This window comes from Arthrobacter sp. CJL-S3, from assembly GCF_056711635.1.
The window spans coordinates 2,298,767-2,317,637 of record NZ_CM160046.1 but is presented as its reverse complement, the minus strand read 5'-3'; the positions used below and the strand labels follow the sequence as shown (position 1 = coordinate 2,317,637).

General features: G+C 68.2%; 15 protein-coding genes. 9 read left to right on the top strand and 6 right to left on the bottom strand.

Annotated elements, in window-relative coordinates; translation table 11 throughout:
* Positions 1-27 precede the first annotated feature (27 nt).
* On the top strand, positions 28-1,275 hold the full coding sequence (locus tag AC06G6_RS10485) for an MFS transporter (protein ID WP_479821774.1): 1,248 nt from the start codon (positions 28-30) through the stop codon (positions 1,273-1,275).
* Between the two features lie 18 nt (positions 1,276-1,293).
* On the opposite strand, the gene AC06G6_RS10480 is transcribed toward AC06G6_RS10485, so the two are convergent.
* The 4 genes from AC06G6_RS10480 to AC06G6_RS10465 are packed head-to-tail and all read right to left on the bottom strand — an operon-like array spanning position 1,294 to position 5,210.
* Positions 1,294-2,382: a glycosyltransferase family 4 protein gene (locus AC06G6_RS10480; protein ID WP_479821772.1), complete on the bottom strand. Its 1,089-nt coding sequence runs from the start codon at positions 2,380-2,382 to the stop codon at positions 1,294-1,296.
* Positions 2,379-3,308 (bottom strand): alpha/beta fold hydrolase, encoded by a 930-nt coding sequence (locus AC06G6_RS10475; RefSeq protein ID WP_479821770.1) that lies wholly within the window; start codon positions 3,306-3,308, stop codon positions 2,379-2,381. The genes AC06G6_RS10480 and AC06G6_RS10475 overlap by 4 nt, the downstream gene beginning before the upstream one ends.
* A gap of 10 nt (positions 3,309-3,318) precedes the next feature.
* Entirely contained in the window at positions 3,319-4,197 is an 879-nt protein-coding gene (locus AC06G6_RS10470; protein WP_479821768.1) for an aldo/keto reductase, read from the bottom strand.
* A gap of 50 nt (positions 4,198-4,247) precedes the next feature.
* Positions 4,248-5,210 carry a sugar-binding transcriptional regulator gene (locus AC06G6_RS10465; RefSeq protein WP_307464720.1) on the bottom strand — a complete coding sequence of 321 codons (963 nt, stop codon included), beginning with the start codon at positions 5,208-5,210 and terminating at the stop codon, positions 4,248-4,250.
* A 194-nt stretch (positions 5,211-5,404) separates the two neighbouring features.
* Here AC06G6_RS10465 and AC06G6_RS10460 point away from each other — a divergent pair, with 194 nt between their 5' ends.
* The 8 genes from AC06G6_RS10460 to holA all read left to right on the top strand — a co-directional run bounded on the left by AC06G6_RS10460 (position 5,405) and on the right by holA (position 17,614).
* Positions 5,405-7,147 carry a glycerol-3-phosphate dehydrogenase/oxidase gene (locus tag AC06G6_RS10460; protein ID WP_479828628.1) on the top strand — a complete coding sequence of 581 codons (1,743 nt, stop codon included), beginning with the start codon at positions 5,405-5,407 and terminating at the stop codon, positions 7,145-7,147.
* Positions 7,148-7,304: 157 nt separating this feature from the next.
* Positions 7,305-8,057 carry an MIP/aquaporin family protein gene (locus AC06G6_RS10455; protein WP_479821766.1) on the top strand — a complete coding sequence of 251 codons (753 nt, stop codon included), beginning with the start codon at positions 7,305-7,307 and terminating at the stop codon, positions 8,055-8,057.
* A 51-nt stretch (positions 8,058-8,108) separates the two neighbouring features.
* A complete protein-coding gene (glpK, locus tag AC06G6_RS10450) occupies positions 8,109-9,623 on the top strand; it encodes a glycerol kinase GlpK (RefSeq protein ID WP_479821764.1) in 1,515 nt (504 codons plus the stop codon).
* A gap of 339 nt (positions 9,624-9,962) precedes the next feature.
* The gene (gene leuS, locus AC06G6_RS10445; RefSeq protein WP_479821762.1) at positions 9,963-12,494 is read left to right on the top strand and encodes a leucine--tRNA ligase; all 2,532 of its coding nucleotides are present in this window, start codon (positions 9,963-9,965) and stop codon (positions 12,492-12,494) included.
* A gap of 82 nt (positions 12,495-12,576) precedes the next feature.
* Entirely contained in the window at positions 12,577-13,596 is a 1,020-nt protein-coding gene (locus tag AC06G6_RS10440; protein ID WP_479821760.1) for a DegV family protein, read from the top strand.
* A 116-nt stretch (positions 13,597-13,712) separates the two neighbouring features.
* Positions 13,713-14,636: a ComEA family DNA-binding protein gene (locus tag AC06G6_RS10435; protein ID WP_479821758.1), complete on the top strand. Its 924-nt coding sequence runs from the start codon at positions 13,713-13,715 to the stop codon at positions 14,634-14,636.
* Positions 14,637-14,924: 288 nt separating this feature from the next.
* Positions 14,925-16,667, top strand: a complete 1,743-nt coding sequence (locus AC06G6_RS10430; RefSeq protein ID WP_479821756.1) for a ComEC/Rec2 family competence protein — start codon at positions 14,925-14,927, stop codon at positions 16,665-16,667.
* Positions 16,601-17,614, top strand: a complete 1,014-nt coding sequence (gene holA, locus AC06G6_RS10425; protein ID WP_479821754.1) for a DNA polymerase III subunit delta — start codon at positions 16,601-16,603, stop codon at positions 17,612-17,614. The genes AC06G6_RS10430 and holA overlap by 67 nt, the downstream gene beginning before the upstream one ends.
* A gap of 157 nt (positions 17,615-17,771) precedes the next feature.
* Here holA and rpsT read toward each other — a convergent pair whose 3' ends face one another.
* A complete protein-coding gene (gene rpsT, locus AC06G6_RS10420) occupies positions 17,772-18,032 on the bottom strand; it encodes a 30S ribosomal protein S20 (protein WP_226775157.1) in 261 nt (86 codons plus the stop codon).
* Between the two features lie 173 nt (positions 18,033-18,205).
* Entirely contained in the window at positions 18,206-18,847 is a 642-nt protein-coding gene (locus AC06G6_RS10415; RefSeq protein ID WP_479821751.1) for a type II toxin-antitoxin system PemK/MazF family toxin, read from the bottom strand.
* Between the last annotated feature and the right edge of the window lie 24 nt (positions 18,848-18,871).

Below are 18,871 nucleotides of genomic sequence, written 5' to 3'. Positions count from 1 at the left end.
AGCCGGCCGCCCAACAAAACACCACTGATGCGGCTGGTTGCGTTCCGGAAGCTGTGGATGTCCAGCGCGTTCGAGGGTGTGGGCGATGAAGGAAGCCGCATCGTGATCCCGATCATTGCTGTCTCGATGCTTGGTGCTGGCGCCCTGGAAGTGGGAATCATCAACGCCCTGAGCCTGAGCGCATTCCTTGTCCTGGGCGTTCCAATCGGTGCCTGGGTGGACAGGCTCCGCCGACGACCGCTGATGATCGCCGCGGACGTGTTCCGGGCACTGGTCGTCCTGAGCGTTCCGGCGGCCTTCATGACAGGTGCAATGTCGATCGGGCACCTGCTGGTCTGCGTGGCGCTGATCAGCGTCGCCGATGTCGTGTTCACCACCGCCCATGGAGCCTTCGTCCCTTCCGTGGTGGACCGCGAGCAGGTCAGCGACGCCCACGCCCGGCTGCAATCGGCAGCCAGCCTGGTCGCCGTAGGCTCCCCGTCCCTGACGGCGGCGCTTCTCAGCGTCATCGCGGCACCGTTCGCCCTGGTGACGGCAGGAATCTCCTACGCTTGGTCCGCCCTGACCCTCGCGAGCATCCAGGTCGGTGAGGACATCAAGCCGCCCCGGCACCACGAAGGGTTCTGGCCGGCTGCACGTGCCGGGCTGTCCTTCACCATCCACCACCCGGTGCTCAGAGGTCTCTTCCTGTCCGGCATGGTCCTCAACGCGGCCACCATGTTCGGCAGCGCCGCCACGGCGGTCTACGCCCTCGGCGTCCTGGGGCTCAGCCCCGCTGTTTTTGCGTTGCTTGGCACCTTCGCCGCTCTGGGCGGTCTGGCGGCCGCCTTCGCAGCACCGGCCATCCTGAAGGAATTGGGCATCGGGAGGACTAGGATTTTCGCCGGCATCGCCTGCGCTCCGATCGTCGCGCTGACGCCACTGGCTCCGGTCCTGCCGTGGTTCCCTGTCCTCTGGCTCGGCGCGTCCGCGTTTGGGTGGGCCTTCCTCGTTGTCGTCATCTCGGTGGCAGGAGCCGGCATCGTCCCGCGCGTCGCTCCGGCCCACAGGCTAGGAACCGTCATGGCGAGCGGCCGCCTCTTTGTGCTCGGGATTATGCCGCTCGCCAGCCTCGCCGGGGGCGCGCTGGCCGCATGGATGGGTGTCCAACCCGTGCTCTGGATCTGGGCCCTGCTCGCCGGTGCCTCTGTTGTCCCGATCGTCTTTTCGCCGATGAGGAACTGGCGGGAATTTCCGGCGGACTCATACGACGACGAACGCCCGGCTACCGGTTGACTCCGGACGAGGTAAAAATCACGGCCCCGGGCGGCGTGCGCGCAGCGCCACGGCCTCTTCGGCGACGTCCAGCAGCCTGCGGGCGGATTCGTCCCAGCTGAAGTCCGCGGCGCGTTCCACCGAGCGGCGGGACCGGGCCTTCCACAGGTCCGGTTCCTCAAGCTTCCGTACCGCGGCGGCGAACTCCGCCGGGGAATCAGGGTGGACGTAGCTGACGGCGTCGCCTCCCACCTCGCGGAAGATCGGGATGTCGCTGGCGATCACGGGCGTGCCGTGCGACATTGCTTCAACGAGGGGCAGACCGTAGCCCTCCGCCCTGGACAGGCTGATCAGGGCCGTGGTGCGGCCCAGCATGGCCTCATACTCGGCGTCGGTCACGCCGTTGTGGAAGACGATGTCGGCGCCCGCCGGTGCCAGGGCTTCGAGTTCGGCCCGGCGATCGGGGGTGATCCGGCTGAGCAGGTGCAGGGTCATGTCCGGGAGGTCGGCCATGCCCCGGATCATGGTCTCGACGTTCTTGTACGGCATGAAGGAACCCATGTACAGCAGCGTCTTGTCCGCCCCCGCTCCGGGGTCCCGCGGCATGTGGCCGTGCTGCGGGGCGTTCCCGACGATCCGGACGGGACGCCGGGTCAGCCGGTACTTCGAGATCAGCGCGGCGGTCGTGGAACTGATGGTGGCGACGACGTCGGCCCGGTTCAGCAGCAGCCGCTGCGGCCAGAATGCCTTGTGGTAGAGCCGCCACAGGACCCGGACCGGGGCCGGCAGAAAGCCCGGAGGCGCGGGGTGTTCGTAGTAGATCAGGTCATGAAGGGTCAGCACCAGGGCGTACTTCCGGCCCCAGCTGCCCATGGTCTGCATCGGACACACCACCACGTCGGCGCCGAGCTTGTTGACCTTGCCCGCGACGAACAGCTCGGCCGGGGACAGGGGGCTGTTGATCAGGGTGTACGGCACATCCGGTAGCAGGGCCAGCTGGCGGACGTCGCTGATCAGCATGGAGACATCGGCGATTTTTGCCGTCGCCTCGATCAGGCTGGACCCGTAGCGGCTGATGCCGTCATGGTGGTCCAGCCGGGTGAAGCGGGCATCGATGAGGATTTTCACGCGGAATGGTCCTTCAGGAAGCTGCGGATAAAGCCCGCGGCGGGTTCCGGGGTTTCGTAGTGGATCAGGTGGCCGACGCCGGGGATGACGTCGAGGTGCGCGTCCGGCAGCAGGGCCAGCAGTGTGTGCTGGTCCGGCAGCGCGGCGATCTCGTCCTTTTCCCCGGCGATCAGCAGCACGGGAAGGGTCAGGCTGCCGGCCACTTCCGCCACGTTGCTGCCGACCGAGGCCTTGAACGCTTCCAGCAGGCTCTCCCGGTCCGCAAACGCGGAGAAATAGGCGCTGTGCTGGGCATGCACAAAACGGCGGAGCTGCTTGTCCCGGGTCTTCGCCATCGTCTCGCTCATGACCCGGACAATCAGCTGGCTGAGGAGCAGACCCTGCCCCAGGCCGCGGGGAAGGCGCGCGGCGGCTTCGTAGTACAGGACGGCGAACTTGGTCATGAGCCCCTTGGGCCCCTCCAGCGCGGGGGCGGCGATCGGGTTGACCAGGATCAGCTCGGAGACCGTGCCGGGGTGTGCCGCCACGTAGTGGCTCGCGACAATGGAGCCAAAGGAGTGGCCCAGCAGGACCGTGTCGGGCCCCAGACCCAGGGCGCCCATGAAGTCCGAGACGAACCGGCCGTAGCGCTCAACGCTGTGTTCGGCACCGACGAAGGCGGCAGAGCTGCCGAAGCCGGGGAGGTCGGGCATGATCAGCCGCATCTCGGGGAGCTGGTCGGCCACGCGGAGCAGGCCGTGGTGGTCGCCGCGGAAGCCGTGGATGACCAGGATGGTCCGGGTCTCCGGAGTCACGCGGACCGGCTCGTAGCTCCAGTACGCGACCCTGGTGCCGTCAAGAACCACCTCGGAGCCATGGGTGCGGGCCTCGAGCCCGGCGCTGAACAGGGGAGTGGTGGGGGAAGGCTCGGTGGCCACGTGTTCCATTCGATAAGTCCTAGTTGACTGAGTCCGGGTTGGAGCCGGTGCGGAAGCCACGTTCCAGACCGGACAGGGCGTCCATGGCGGCGTCGTCGAGGCTGAATCCGAAGACGTTCAGGTTTTCTTTGATCCGGGCGTAGGAGCTCGCTTTGGGGATGGCGACATTGCCGAGCTGGACATGCCAGCGGAGGATGATTTGCGCCGGTGTCCTGCCGTGCGCCGCAGCGAGGTCGAGCACCACCGGATCCTGCAGGACCTGGCCGCGGCCCAGCGGGCTCCACGCCTCGGTGGTGATGCCGAGCTCGCCGTGCAGGGTGCGCAGCTCCTCCTGCTGGAGCCAGGGGTGCAGTTCGATCTGGTTGACGGCCGGGACGACTTCCGCGGTCTGCAGCAGACGGTCCAGGTGGGCCGGCTGGAAATTCGAGACCCCGATGGCCCGCGCCCTGCCTTCCCGGTAGAGCGTCTCCATGGCGCGGTAGCTCTCGGGATACAGCCCGCGCTGCGGACAGGGCCAGTGGATCAGGTAAAGATCCACGTATTCCAGTCCGAGGTTCGACATGGACGTGTCGAAGGCGCGCAGGGTGGCGTCGTAGCCCTGGTCGTCGTTCCAGAGCTTGGTGGTGACGAACAGGTCCTCGCGCGAGAGCGAGGGGGAGGACTCGCCGGAACCGCCGCGGGCGTCGTCCGTGCTCACAAAACTCGACAGCGAGCCAATGCCCCGGCCAACGCCCGTCTCGTTGCCGTACATGGCGGCCGTGTCGAAGTGCCGGTAGCCGGCCTCCAGCGCCATGGTCACGAGTCCGGCGGCTTCCGCGGGCGGTACCTTGTAGAGTCCGAACCCCAACTGGTCGATCAGTACTCCGTTGTTGAGGCTAAGCCGCGGCGAGGGTTTCATAGCATCGACTTTACCGACTCCGCCGGCGGGACTGCCCACGGCGGGCCGGTTCAGGACAGGCCGTCAAAGCTGACCAGCCGGCGGGCGCTGGCCTCGTCGAGGATCAGGTCGGTGGCCAGCCCCGCTGCCAGGGCGCCGCGCAGGCCGTTGATCTTGGAGGCGCCCGACACCACACAGATCCGACGCCGGACCTGGCGCAACTGCGCCAGGTCCGGGCCGGTGGAGCGTTCGTTGAGGGTGATGCCGTCAGAGGAGCCGTCTGCGCGGAAGAAGACCGTGGCCACATCGCCCACGACGTCGGAGGAGGCCAGGACCGCCAGGTCGTCTTCGTCGAGGTAGCCGCCCGCGTAGACGTGGCTGGGGTAATCGGCGTCGACCGAGCCGACGCCGAATATGGCGATGCTCATGCGGGCCTGCAGTTCAAGGATCCGTTGCACACTGCGCTCATTCCACATGGCCCGTTTTGTCGCGGCGTGGTCGAAGAACGCCGGAACCGGGAACTGTTCCACCCGCGCCCCGTAGGCGCTGCCAAAGCGCCGCATGATGTCTGAGGCGTAGGTGATGCCCGTGGTTTGCATGTTGCCTGCCCCGTTGAGCTGCACGATCACACTGTCGTGGGTGATCTTCCGGGTCAGGTGCCGGCTGACGGCGCTCAGCGTGGACCCCCACGCGACGCCGATGATGGCATTGGAGTCAACCAGCGGGCCGATGGTGCGCGCGGCCTGCATCGCCACGCGGTCCAGTGTTTCCGCCTCATTCAGCGTGTCCACCACCGGAACGACGTGCACATCGACCTTGTATTCGGCGCGGATCATGCTCGCCAGTTCGGGGCCCGTGTCCAGCGGACTGCGGATCTGGATCTGCACCAGCCCCGATTCCCGGGCCGAGGAAAGCAGCCGGGACACGGTGGACCGGGACGTGCGGAGCTCGCGCGCAATCGCGTCCATGGTCAGGTCCTGAAGGTAATACAACTGGGCCGCGCGAAGGGCGTCGGAGCTGCGTGAGGGCGTCATCCCATTTCCGTTCTGCACGTTTGTGCATAGTGCTTGACTCCATTTTCCATTAGTCCAAAGAATAGTGTTGAACGGCGCCGCGCCGCGTGGCGCGCCGCACAGGACTAAACCCAGAGGAGCAGTTCTTGGGACAGAAGGATTCAGCCCGCACCCAGGCGTCGGCCGGCGAGCGAGCATCGGTGCAGAAGCTGCGGATGCGGCCCCACGCGCAGGTGCTGATCATCGGCGGCGGCATCAACGGAGTGGGCACGTTCCGGGACCTGGCCCTGCAGGGGGTGGACGTCGCCCTCGTGGAGCGCGGTGATTACTGCCAGGGGGCCAGCGGCGCCTCCTCACACATGATCCATGGCGGCATCCGCTACCTCGAGAACGGCGAGTTCCGCCTCGTCCAGGAATCGGTGGTGGAGCGGAACCGGCTGCTGCGCATCGCCCCGCACTACGTCAAGCCGCTGCAGACCACAATCCCCATCTTCAGCACCTTCTCCGGCATCCTCTCCGCTCCGCTGCGTTTCCTCACCCACAAGCAGCAGGGCGCCCCCAAGGAACGCGGGGCCTTCCTGATCAAGCTCGGACTGAGCATGTACGACTTCTTCTCCCGTGACGGCGGCACCGTCCCCCGCCACCAGTTCCGCGGCCGCAAGCGGGCTCTGGCGGAACTGCCGCGCCTGCACCCGGGCATCAAGTATGCGGCCACGTATTTTGACGCCTCCGTCCACAACCCGGAGCGCCTGACCCTGGACGTGCTTCAGGACGGTGAGAAGGCCGGCGCCGCGGGCGCCAGTGACGCCCGCGCCAGCAACTACCTCTCCCTCGCCTCCGTCAGGGACAGCGACGGGACCGGGCGCACCGGAAGCACCGTGGAACTCCGCGACGAACTCACCGGTGAACGGTTCGACTTCTCCGCGGACGTCATCGTCAACACCACCGGCGCCTGGGTCGACCAGACCAACCAGGCGATGGGCGCGGCGTCGGCGTTCATGGGCGGCACCAAGGGATCGCACATCGTGCTGGACCACCCGGAGCTGCTGGCCGCCTGCAACGGCCGCGAGATCTTCTTCGAGCACACCGACGGCCGGATTGTGCTGATCTACCCGATGGGTGACCGGGTCCTGGTGGGCACCACCGACGTCGACGCCGACATGGCGGAGGACGCCGTGTGCACCGAGGCGGAGATCGACTACTTCTTCGACCTGATCGGCCACGTCTTCCCGGACATCACCGTGGACCGGGAGCAGATCGTCTACACCTTCTCCGGTGTCCGCCCGCTGCCCCGGCACGACGCCACCCAGCCCGGATTCGTCAGCCGCGACTACCGGATCGAACGCCGCGCCGGCGCCACACCAGCCGCTGGAGCAGGACAGGGCGGCGGCGCCGTCGTGCTCAGCCTCGTCGGCGGTAAGTGGACGACTTTCCGGGCCCTCGCCGAACACCTGAGTAATGACGTCCTCGCCGAACTCGGGATGGAGCGGAAGGTCTCGACGGCGAAACTCGCGATCGGCGGCGGCGCCGGCTTCCCGGACAGCGAGGACGGTGTGCAGCGCTGGATCAAGGCGCATATGGCGGCCGGACGCGACGCGGACCGCACGGCCGGACTGCTGACCCGCTACGGCACCCGCGCCGAGGAAGTCATTGGCTTCCTGGACGGCGCCCCGGGAGCCGCCCCTGACCGGCTCCTGCACTCGACCCGCGAACTCAGCGTCCGCGAACTGGAGTTCATGGCCAAGAACGAGCAGGTCGGGCACCTGATTGACGTGCTGATCCGCCGCACCTCCCTCGCCTTCCGGGGGCTGGTGACCGGCGAGCTGCTGAACGAGGTTGCCGACATCCTCTCCTCCCCGTTGGGCTGGGACACGGCGACGCGGTCATCCGAGATCACCCACGCTCAGGAGGTGCTCAAGCGGTTCCACGGGGTCCAGGTCCACAGCCTGGTCTCCTGATAGACCTCGGCGCCCGGACGGGGGACGTCCGGGCGCAAGGACTGCGTGGTCCTCTGGGGGACCGGCGCAGTGGCCGGCCGGCGGCGCCAACACGTTGCCGGCCCAACAGCCCCTCAAACTCGCGAGGGGCTGACAACAGAAAATAGAGGAGTCAAAGATGTCTCTTGGAATAGTTTTCCTGTCCGAAGTATTCGGTACCGCAATGCTGACCCTGCTGGGTTGCGGCGTTGTGGCAAACGTTGCACTCAAAGGCACCAAGGGCAACAACGGCGGGTTTCTGATGGTCACCTGGGGATGGGGCATCGCCGTCTTCTCCGGCGTTTACGTTGCCGCCATGTCCGGGGCCCACCTGAACCCCGCCGTTACCTTCGGCCTGCTGGTCAACGGCAAGACGGAATATGCGCCGGGTGTTCCGGTCGACGTCGCCTCCACCTTCACCTACTTCGGCGGTGAACTGCTCGGTGCCTTCCTCGGCGCCGTGGTCATGTGGCTGGCCTACAAGCAGCACTTCGACGCTTCGGATGCGGAGCCCGCCAGCCAGCTGGCCGTGTTCTCGACCGGTCCGGCCATCCGGTCCACGCCGTGGAACCTGATCACGGAGATCGTCGGCACCTTTGTCCTCGTCTTCGTCATCCTGACCTTCGGCGGGACTCCTTCGGGGCTTGGCCCGCTCGCCGTGGCCCTGCTCGTTGTCGGTATCGGCGTCTCCCTCGGTGGCCCCACCGGCTACGCCATCAACCCGGCCCGTGACCTTGGCCCCCGCATCGCCCATGCCCTGCTGCCCATGAAGGGCAAGGGATCCTCGGACTGGAGCTACTCCTGGATCCCCGTTGTCGGACCGCTGGTCGGCGGAGGCCTCGCCGGTCTCGTCGCAGCAGTCGTGCCGATCATCGCCACCGCAGCCGCCTAACCCACCCGCTACGCACTCATTCAACTGCCAGCCCAAGACAAGGACGTCAACATGAACCAGTACGTAATCGCCATCGATCAGGGCACCACCAGCACCCGCGCCATTGTGTTCGACCACAGCGGCAGCATCGTCTCCTCGGGGCAGATGGAGCACGAACAGATCTTCCCGCAGGCAGGCTGGGTGGAGCACGACCCCGCCGAGATCTGGAACAACACCCGTGAGGTCATCGCCTCCGCGTTGTCCAAGGCAAACCTGACCCGCCACGATATCGCCGCCGTCGGCATCACCAACCAGCGTGAAACCGCGGTCGTCTGGGACAAGACCACCGGCAAGGCCATCTACAACGCGATCGTCTGGCAGGACACCCGTACGCAGCCGATCGTGGACGAGCTGGCCAAGGACGGCGGACCGGAGCGCTTCAAGCAGAAGGTCGGCCTGCCGCTGGCGACCTACTTCTCCGGCACGAAGATCAAGTGGATCCTGGACAATGTCGAGGGTGCCCGCGCCAAGGCCGAGGCCGGGGACCTGGTCTTCGGCAACACCGACTGCTGGGTGCTCTGGAACCTCACCGGCGGGGTCGACGGCGGCGTCCACGTCACGGACGTCACCAACGCCTCCAGGACCATGTTCATGGACCTGGAGACGCTCTCCTGGGACCAGGAGATCCTGGACGTCTTCGGCGTTCCGGCCTCCATGATGCCGGCCATCAAGTCCTCCTCCGAGGTCTACGGCACGGTGCACACCTCCCAGCTGCTGCGCGAGGTCCCGGTCGCCGGCATCCTGGGCGACCAGCAGGCCGCGACGTTCGGCCAGGCCGCCTTCGACGCCGGTGAAGCCAAGAACACCTACGGCACCGGCTGCTTCCTCATCTTCAACACCGGTGAGGAAATCATCCACTCAAAGAACGGGCTGCTGACCACGGTCGGCTACAAGCTCGGCGACGCCGCACCGCACTACGCGCTGGAAGGCTCCATCGCCGTCACCGGTTCGCTAGTGCAGTGGCTGCGTGACAACCTCGGCATGCTCAACAGTGCCCCGGAAGTGGAGACGCTGGCGGCGGCGGTGGAGGACAACGGCGGCGTGTACATCGTGCCCGCGTTCTCCGGCCTGTTCGCCCCGTATTGGCGGTCCGACGCCCGCGGCGCGATTGTCGGACTGACCCGCTTCGTGAACAAGAACCACATTGCCCGGGCGGCTCTGGAAGCCACCGCCTTCCAGACACGGGAGGTGCTCGACGCCGTTAACGCGGACTCGGGGGTGCCGCTGACGGAGCTGAAGGTCGACGGCGGTATGGTCGCCAACGATGCGCTGATGCAGTTCCAGGCGGATATCCTCGGCGTTCCGGTGATCCGGCCCAAGGTCGTGGAGACCACGGCGCTGGGCGCCGCCTACGCCGCCGGTCTGGCCGTCGGCTTCTGGAAGGACCTCGGCGAATGTTCGGCCAACTGGTCCGAGGACAAGCGCTGGGAGCCGAAGATGGAACAGTCGGAGCGCGAACGCCAGATGCGTCTCTGGAAGAAGGCCGTCACCAAGTCCATGGACTGGGTCGACGACGACGTCAAGTAGCCTTCCGCGCCCCGAAAAGGGACACGGCAGAGCCCCGGCCAGCCACGCTGGCCGGGGCTCTGCCCGTTTGAAACGCCGCCGCCGTTTCCCCGCGAACCGGCCGGAGGCGCTAAAGTAGAGGTATGCGTGCGATCCTTCTGCTTAGCTAGCCGCCCGGCATCCCGACGAGAACTCGGATTGCTGAGCGGCAGCCCCTCCGTGTCGAGGGGCTTTTGTGTGTCTGGACCCGTTTGGGCCGGCGGCGGGGGAGCGGGCGGGGCCGGATTCGGACTTCGCCCGAGGGATTTGCCCGAGAGACTTGACGGAACATAAGGCTTGACAGAACAGAAGAGGCCAGCAGTGAGCGTTCAGCCGGAGACAGAGACCGGAACACCAGCAGTCGCGGCGGAGACCCCTGAAGAGGGTGCCTACAGCTTCGCTGCCATGGAGGCCAAGTGGCCGCAGGTCTGGGAAGACCTCAAGGTCTTCACCCCCGTCGACGACGGTTCGAAGGAACGGCGGTACGTGCTGGACATGTTCCCGTACCCCTCCGGAGATCTCCACATGGGCCACGCCGAGGCGTTCGCCATGGGGGACGTCGTCGCGCGCTTCCTGCGCCAGCAGGGCTACGACGTGCTGCACCCGATCGGCTGGGATTCCTTCGGGCTTCCCGCCGAGAACGCGGCCATCAAGCGCAATGCCCACCCGAGCGAGTGGACCTACGCCAACATCGAGACCCAGGCTGCGTCGTTCAAGCGCTACGCGATTTCCGCCGACTGGTCCCGCCGGATCCACACCTCCGACCCGGAGTACTACCGCTGGACGCAGTGGCTCTTCAAGCGCTTCCACGAGCGCGGGCTGGCCTACCGCAAGAATTCCCCGGTCAACTGGTGCCCCACGGACCAGACCGTGCTGGCCAACGAACAGGTGGTCAACGGTGCCTGTGAGCGCTGCGGCACCCCCGTCACCAAGAAGTCGCTGAACCAGTGGTACTTCAAGATCACCGACTATGCCGACCGGCTGCTCGATGACATGGACGAGCTGCGCGGCCACTGGCCCGAACGGGTCCTGGCCATGCAGAAGAACTGGATCGGACGGTCCGAGGGCGCGCACGTCACCTTCGTGATCGAGGCCGACGGCGGCAAGCCCGCCAAGGACGTCACGGTGTTCACCACCCGCCCCGACACCCTGTACGGCGCGACGTTCTTCGTCGTCGCCGCGGACGCGCCGATCGCCGTCGAACTGGTCACCGAGGAACACGCAGCCGCCTTGGACGCGTACCGCGAGCAGGTCAAGGCGCTCTCCGAAATCGAACGCCAGTCCACCGAGCGGGAAAAGACCGGCGTCTTCACCGGCCGCTACGCCATCAACCCGCTCAACGGCGAGAAGCTGCCGGTCTGGGCGGCCGACTACGTGCTGGCGGACTACGGCACGGGCGCCATCATGGCCGTCCCGGCCCACGACCAGCGCGACCTCGACTTCGCCCGGACCTTCGGCCTGCCCGTGCGGGCAGTGCTGGACACCGGCGAGGAGGATCCCGCCGTCAGCGGCACGGCGACCTCCGGCGAGGGAACCCTGATCAACTCCGGTGCCCTGGACGGCCTGCCCAAGGCGGAAGCCATCCCGGCCGCCATCGGGATCCTGGAGCAGCAGGGCACGGGCGAGAAATTCGTGAACTTCCGCCTGCGCGACTGGCTGCTCAGCCGGCAGCGCTTCTGGGGCACCCCGATCCCGATCATCCACTGCCCCGCCTGCGGGGAGGTCCCGGTCCCGGACGAGCAGCTGCCCGTCACCCTGCCGGCCGACCTGCGCGGCGAGGACCTGTCCCCGAAGGGCACGTCGCCGCTGGCCGCCGTCGAGAGCTGGGTCAACGTCGAGTGCCCCAGCTGCCACGGCCCGGCCAAGCGGGACACGGACACCATGGACACCTTCGTGGACTCCTCCTGGTACTTCCTGCGCTTCGTCTCACCGCAGTACACGGACGGCCCGTTCGATCCGGAGAAAATCAACGACTGGATGCCGGTCGGCCAGTACGTGGGCGGCGTGGAGCACGCCATCCTGCACCTGCTCTACGCGCGGTTCTTCACCAAGGTCATCCACGACCTGGGCATGATCGACGCCGACGAGCCGTTCAGCGCGCTCCTGAACCAGGGCCAGGTGCTCAACGGCGGCAAGGCGATGAGCAAGTCCCTGGGCAACGGCGTTGACCTGAGCGAACAGCTGGACAAGTACGGCGTCGACGCCGTCCGGCTCACCATGATCTTCGCCTCCCCGCCGGAGGACGACGTGGACTGGGCCGACGTCTCGCCGTCGGGCTCCGCGAAGTTCCTGGCCCGCGCTTGGCGCCTGGGCCGGGACGTCACGAGCGAACCCGGCGCCGACTACACTGCCGGGGACCGTGCCCTGCGCGCCGTCACACACCGCACGATCGCCGACGCGGAAGCCCTGCTGGACCACAACAAGTTCAACGTGGTCGTGGCCAAGCTGATGGAACTGGTCAACGCGACGCGTAAGACTATCGACGCAGCCGGCGGAGCGGGCGGCGCCGATCCGGCGGTCCGTGAAGCCGTGGAGACCGTTGCGGTCATCCTGAGCCTCTTCGCACCGTACACGGCCGAGGACCTCTGGAACGTGCTGGGACATCCCGCCTCGGTGGCCAACGCCGGCTGGCCGACGCACGACGCGGCCCTCCTGGTCCAGGACACGGTGACCGCCGTCGTCCAGGTCCAGGGCAAGGTCCGGGACCGGCTGGAAGTCTCGCCGGAGATCAGCGAGGACGACCTGCGGGAGCTGGCCCTGGCCAGCGAAAACGTCCAGCGCGCACTCGACGGCCGTGGGATCCGCACGGTAATCGTCCGGGCACCTAAACTGGTCAACATCGTCCCGGCCTAACCGGGAGCCGGCCGCCGGGACACACCGGCGGCCGGCCGATACCGCGAGTCCGTCAGCACATGCAGACAGCAGGAGGTCCTTCGTGCCCCACCGCGACCCCGCAGGGTGGCTGAAGGAGCGCCTCAGCGGGCTCCGGCACGCCAAACCGTCCGCAGAAGGGTCCGCCGCCGGTCCCGAGGCCGTCGTGCGGACAGCCGTCGTGACGGACTCCGCTGCGGCTCTGCCGGCCGACTGGGTCCATGCCGCCTCCGTCGACGGGCGCCTGACGATCGTCCCGATGCCGGTGATGGTAGGTGCGGAAATCTACGGTGAGGGCGAGGACGACATCGCCGAGACGATCGCCCTGGCCCTTGCCAGCGGCAAGCCCGTGAAGACCTCGCGCCCGTCACCCGGACAGTTCGAACATGCGTACCTGGCAGCCCAGCGGAACGGCTTTGAGTCCGTCGTGTCGCTCCATATTTCCGGGGAGCTCTCCGGGACGGTGGACTCCGCCCGGCTGGCTGCCGCCCGCGTGGACATTCCGGTGGAGGTCCTGGACTCACGCACCGTCGGCATGGCGCAGGGGATGGGTGTCCAGGGCGCCGTTGCCGCGGCGGCGGAAGGCGCGGCCGCGGCGGACGTGCGTGCGTTCGCCGAGCATGAACTCGCCCGCACCAAGGTGTACTTCTACGTGCCAAGCCTGGAACAGCTGCGCCGCGGGGGACGGATCGGCGCCGCGGCATCACTCTGGGGAACCATGTTCTCGATCAAGCCCATCCTCGCGGTGGAGGACGGCAAAGTCGTTCCGCTGGAGAAAGTGCGGTCGGCGGCGAAGGCCATCGCCCGGCTCAGGGAGATCGTCGTGGCCGACGCCGCCGGCCGCCCCCCGGGTCGGGCCCGGATGGCCGTCCACCATTTCGGCAACCCGGCCGAGGCAGAACAGCTCGCGGCGCAGCTGTCCGAAGCGGTCCCCGGCTGTGCGCCCGTCCAGATCAGCGCCCTTCCGGCCGTGCTGGCAGCCCATGCCGGACTCGGAGTGCTGGCCGTGATCGTGGGGGAGAGCAGCACCCCGGCAGTGCAGGACATCCCCGCCGCGCCTGAGTCCGCCGCGCCGTCGCTGTAGTCCACAGATTCCCGGTATCCACATCAGACCCGCTGGGCGCTGCCCGGCGTTTGTCGGTATCCACATAGGAGCTGCCGGCCCTGACCAGTTCGCGTGCAGCTTCCTAGGATGGGCGCATGCCGCGCCACACTCCAGGAGACCCGCCCGGCGCCGAACCGGGCCGCGCCGACCACAGGCTGGAGGCCGCAGTTCGTCCGGGCGCTGTACGTATGGGCGCGGGGACGGGCCTGCTCGACGGGCCGCCCTACGCGGCACGGTCCGGAACGCAGCATGATCCCGGCCCGGACCATTCTCCGGTCGGCAGCCCCCGCATCAGGTGGCGCACGGGGCGCCGTGCCGCAGCGTTGCTGTGCCTGCTGGCCACAGTGTTTCTCTGCTGGTTCTGGTGGCAGGCCGCGAACGCCACAGCGGATGTCAGCGCGCTCAGTTCCATCAACCCAACGGAAGCCAGCGGACCAGAGGACCCGGGGCCTGAAACAGGACCGTCAGCCGTGCCGGACAATTCCCCCGGCGACGGCGACGGCGACGGCGACGGCGATAGCGATAGCGGAAACGGAGCCGGAGGGGACACCCGCGACACCGTGATCGTGCATGTGGCCGGGGCGGTTGTCCGGGCCGGCATCGTGGAGCTGCCGCGGGGCAGCCGCCTGCACGAGGCCATCGCAGCGGCCGGAGGCGGTGCCCCTGGCGCCGACCCGGACCAGCTCAATCTCGCGGCCGTCCTCGAGGACGGGCAGAAGGTCCTGGTGCCGCGACTGGGCGAAACCGTGCCGGAGGCGTCCGCTCCGGCGGGTGACGCGAGTGATGCGGGCGCCCGGGGAAGCCCGGGCAGCGCCGTCACTCCCGCGGGAAAGATCAACTTGAACACGGCCGGAGCCGAGGAACTGGCCACCCTCCCGCGGGTGGGCCCGGTGCTTGCCCAACGGATCGTGGACTGGCGCAAGCAGCACGGCAACTTCCAGCGGGTGGAGGAGCTGGATGCCGTGGACGGGTTCGGGCCCAAGCTGCTCGAAGGTCTGCTGCCCCTGGTCCGGGTGTGAGGGGTGCCGGACATAGAACGTACAAGTCGCTGGCAGGGGTACGTTGATGCGGCGGTTCGCCGGACACCCGGGAACCACCAGACGCCGGAGTCCGCCGGGGACCCCCAAGCCCCCGGGCGCCCGGGAGCCCCCGGACACCCGCAAGCCCCCGGGCGCGCGCAGGCTCTGGCGGGACTCCCACAGGCCGCCCGGCAGCGCCGCCATCTGGAGGTCCGCGGCTGGCTGACGTCATTCGCAGTCCACGGCCGCGCCGGTCCAGTCCGGGAGGACACCCTCCGCAGGACCGATGTGCGTCTGGTTCCCCCGGCGGTCCTGGTCTGGGCGACGGCCGCTGCCGGGCACTACCTGCATCCCGCGGCTCTGGCCGGGCTCTGCCTGACCCTGGTGGCGTGTTCGGCACTGCTGCTGCTCAGGGCCGTATCCACCGTCAGGGTACGACGGGCCGGGGCACGGCCGCCCGGGCCGTCGTACCGGAGCTTCCACGCGACGATGGCCGGCGCCCTGCTGCTCGCCGCTGCAGCGGGCGGGCACGGCGCCGCCGACTCCGCACGGCGGCACGAAGGGGCTGTGGCCGCCGCAGCCGCCGCGAACACAGCCGTTGCGGTGGAAGTGGAGATAGCGGGCTCGCCCCGGAAGCTCAGGACGCCCGGGCGTTCCGGACTCGCGAACCGGTGGGCGGTCCCGGCCACCCTGATCGACATGACGTTCGACTCGCACCGGGTGCAGGCGCAGGCCAGGCTGCTGATCCTGGGCGGCACCGACTGGGAACATGCAGCCCCGGGTCAGCGGATCCGCACGACCGGCAAACTCAAGCCGTCTGCGCCCGGGCAGCCGGAAGCGGCAGTCCTCTCGGCCAGCTCCGCCCCGCTGACACTCGGGGCGGCCGCGACCTGGCAGCGGGGCCCGGCCGAACTCCGCGACAGTTTCACTGCGGCCGCCGGGCCCTTCGACGGTGACGCCCGGGGACTCCTGCCGGGGATGGTCACCGGTGACACCCGCCTTTTGGACGCGGAGCTGGACGCGGCCATGAAGTCCGTCGGCATGACCCACCTGACGGCCGTCAGCGGCGCCAACTGCAGCCTCATCCTGGGCGCCCTCCTGCTGACCGCCCGAAGCCTGCGGTTCAACCGGGCGTTCGCAGCGGTCCTCTGCCTCACGGGGCTGGGCCTGTTCGTCCTGATGGTCGGTCCGGAGTCCAGTGTCCTGCGGGCCGCCGTGATGGGCGCAATCGGGCTCGTTGCCCTGGCTGGCGGCCGGCCCGGGCGGGGCTTGAGCTTCCTGTGCCTCGCCGTGATCGGACTTGTGCTGGCCCAGCCGGGGCTCTCCACCAGCTTCGGATTCCTGCTCTCCGTGCTTGCGACCCTCGGCATCGTGGTGACGGGCAGGCCGATCATGGCCTGGTTCCCGGCGGCGGTGCCGCGCTGGCTCGCCGCAGGACTGGCCGTTCCGCTGTCCGCTCAAGCCTTCTGCGGACCGGCGATCGTCCTCCTGCAACCGCAGTTCTCCACCTATGCCCTGCCCGCCAATATGGCCGCCGCCGTCCTCGTCGCACCGGTCACGCTGCTGGGGACCGCGGCCGTCCCGCTGGTGCCGCTGGCCCCGGCCCTCGCCGCCGCGCCGCTGGGCATCGCTGCTGCTTTCGCCACCGGGGTCGGAGCAGTTGCCCGCTGCTTCGCCGGGCTGCCCGGGGCGGTCCTCCCGTGGCCGGAAGGGGCGTTCGGCGTTGCCACGATGGCGCTCTTCTCCGCCTGCACCCTCGCCGCCTGGTGGCTGGCCTTCCACCCCGCCCGCAGCGTCGCGCTGGCCCGGGAAGCGCATGAACGGACAGTGGCCCTGCTCACCCGATTCCTGTCCCGCGGCGACGGCCTGCGGGCACCGCCGGGAGGGTCGCGGCCCGGCTTGGTGCACCGCCCGGGCCGTGGCAGGCTTAGAGTCTGTAAACAATTTTCCGGGAGGAAACCTCAGTGGCTGCTGCCCAGACCCCACGCGCACGGTCCGCCGCGTCGAACACCGCCACCTGGCGCGACGTAACCCCGGCCGCCGTCGTCCTGGTCGGCGGACCGGAAGACTATCTGGGGTCCCGTGCCATGGACCGCATCCGGGCGCAGGTCCGCGCCGCAGCCCCCGATGTCGAAGTTACCCGGCTCAATGCCGGCAACTACGAGCCGGGCTCTTTGGCCATGAACGTCAGTCCGTCCCTCTTCGGCGAGCAGAAGCTCATCGAGGTGGAGGGCCTGGAGGGCATGAATGATGCGTTCCTGGCTGACGGGATGAAGTACCTCGCCCGCCCCGAGCCCGACGCCGTGCTGGTCCTCCGCCATAGCGGCGGCGTGCGCGGCAAGAAGCTCCTGGACGCCGTCAAGGCCGGCGGGTGGCCGGTGGTGGACTGCCAGCCCCTGAAGAAGGACGCCGACAAGGTCGCCTTCGTGACGTCCGAGTTCAGGGCCGCGTCCCGGCGCATCGATCCGGACGCCGTGCATGCCCTGGTCAACGCCGTCGGTGCCCACCTGGCTGAACTTGCCGCCGCCTGCAGCCAGTTGATCGCCGATGCCGCCACCGGGGTGGATACGGCCATGGTGGACCGGTACTACGGGGGAAGGGTGGAAGCCACCGCGTTCAAGGTCGCCGACGCCGCGATGGCCGGCAACGCCCCGCTGGCATTATCCACCCTGCGCCACGCCCTCGACACCGGGGCCGACCCGGTGCCGCTGGTGGCCGCGCTTGCCTCGAAGCTGCGCACCCTCGCCAAGGTTGCCGGCGCCCAGGGATCCTCGTCGCAGATTGCCAAGCAGCTGGGCATGCAGCCCTGGCTTGTCGAGCAGGCGCAGCGGGAGGTGCGGCGCTGGACTCCGGAGGGGCTCGTCCGGTCCATCCAGGTGACCGCCGAGGCTGACGCCCAGGTCAAAGGCCTGTCCCGGGACCCGGTCTACGCCGTCGAACACGCCGTGACGGTGATTGCGACGTCCGTGCGCCGCTGACGCCGGGCACCGGGTGTGCTTCCCCGCCGGGACGGCGGCTTCGGGGCCGTGGTTTGGCTAATCCGTGATGTGCCGGGCCACAACGTGCGGCTTAACTGGAAGTGGCCGGCACCGAGGGTGCCGGCCACAATCATCAGTTCAAATGAACTGGAAACCTTTAGAGCGCGTTGACCTTCTTGGAGATGGCCGACTTGCGGTTTGCAGCGTTGTTCTTGTGGAGAACGCCCTTGCTGACAGCCTTGTCCAGCTTGCGGCTGGCGGAAAGCAGCGCGGTAGCCGCAGCATCCTTGTCGGTGGACTCAACGGCGGTGTTGACGGCGCGGATGGCCGTCTTCAGCTCGGACTTGACTGCGTTGTTACGCAGGCGTGCCTTCTCGTTGGTGAGGATGCGCTTCTTCTGGGACTTGATATTAGCCACGTGTGAACTCTCTTTTTCAATGCGGAAAATGGTCTAGAGGGCTTTCAGATTGGCCATTGACTGAGCGGCGTGGGGATACCTATGGCGACCAACCATCTGTGGCCGTCGACCTGCACGGACACACAGCTGTCAATAGTAGCAGAGAGGCCGGCGGAGTGGCGATTTAGCGGCGTTCAGCGCCAGCCGTGGCGGCTCTGCAGGACGGCGGCGATGCGGCGGAAGCTACCGGCGTCGAGGATGGCGCCCTCGCGCCGGACATCCTGCGGGTTGATCTGCAGGATACGGTCCAGTTTCGCCTCGCTGGGGCGCGACTGCCGGTCCCAGGGGCCGGTGCCGATGTCCACGTAGTCGTCCGCGCGTCGCGCGTCGCCGTCGTGGTCCTTGCTGGTGAGCATAAGGCCTAGCAGGTAGCGGCCGCTTGTGCCCACCAGTAGCACCGGGCGGTCCTTGCCCTGCGAGTGGTCCTCTTCGTACGGCACCCACGTCCAAACCACTTCGCCCGGTTCAGGGCGGCCGTTGGGGGAGGGCGCGTAGCTGACCTTGGCCGTTCCGCGGAAATCGCCGGGGTAGGCGTTGGCCAGGCCGACGGCGGCGCCGCCTCCGGTCCCGGGGCGTCCGCCGGCCTTCGCGCCGGGCTTGGTGCCGGTCCGTCCCCGTTGGGCTTTCGTGCCGGGTTTGGCCCGTGTTCCGGTCTTGGCGTTGGTGCCGGCCGGCCTGGCCGTGCCGGAGCTGCCGGGCGCTGAGCCCGGGCGCCCCTCCAGGAAGCGCAGGGTGCTGCGGATTGCATTGCTGATCGAGCGTAAGTTCCAAGCCATGGGGAAACAATACCGGCAGCCTAA

What these genes read in the sequence shown, in the direction of transcription:
- AC06G6_RS10465 (WP_307464720.1), bottom strand. Translation starts at nt 5,210, where the DNA reads ATGACGCCCTCACGCAGCTCCGACGCCCTTCGCGCGGCCCAGTTGTAT.
- AC06G6_RS10460 (WP_479828628.1), top strand. Translation starts at nt 5,405, where the DNA reads ATGCGGCCCCACGCGCAGGTGCTGATCATCGGCGGCGGCATCAACGGA.
- AC06G6_RS10475 (WP_479821770.1), bottom strand. Translation starts at nt 3,308, where the DNA reads ATGGAACACGTGGCCACCGAGCCTTCCCCCACCACTCCCCTGTTCAGC.
- AC06G6_RS10435 (WP_479821758.1), top strand. Translation starts at nt 13,713, where the DNA reads ATGCCGCGCCACACTCCAGGAGACCCGCCCGGCGCCGAACCGGGCCGC.
- AC06G6_RS10455 (WP_479821766.1), top strand. Translation starts at nt 7,305, where the DNA reads ATGTCTCTTGGAATAGTTTTCCTGTCCGAAGTATTCGGTACCGCAATG.
- AC06G6_RS10415 (WP_479821751.1), bottom strand. Translation starts at nt 18,847, where the DNA reads ATGGCTTGGAACTTACGCTCGATCAGCAATGCAATCCGCAGCACCCTG.
- AC06G6_RS10470 (WP_479821768.1), bottom strand. Translation starts at nt 4,197, where the DNA reads ATGAAACCCTCGCCGCGGCTTAGCCTCAACAACGGAGTACTGATCGAC.
- AC06G6_RS10485 (WP_479821774.1), top strand. Translation starts at nt 28, where the DNA reads ATGCGGCTGGTTGCGTTCCGGAAGCTGTGGATGTCCAGCGCGTTCGAG.
- glpK (WP_479821764.1), top strand. Translation starts at nt 8,109, where the DNA reads ATGAACCAGTACGTAATCGCCATCGATCAGGGCACCACCAGCACCCGC.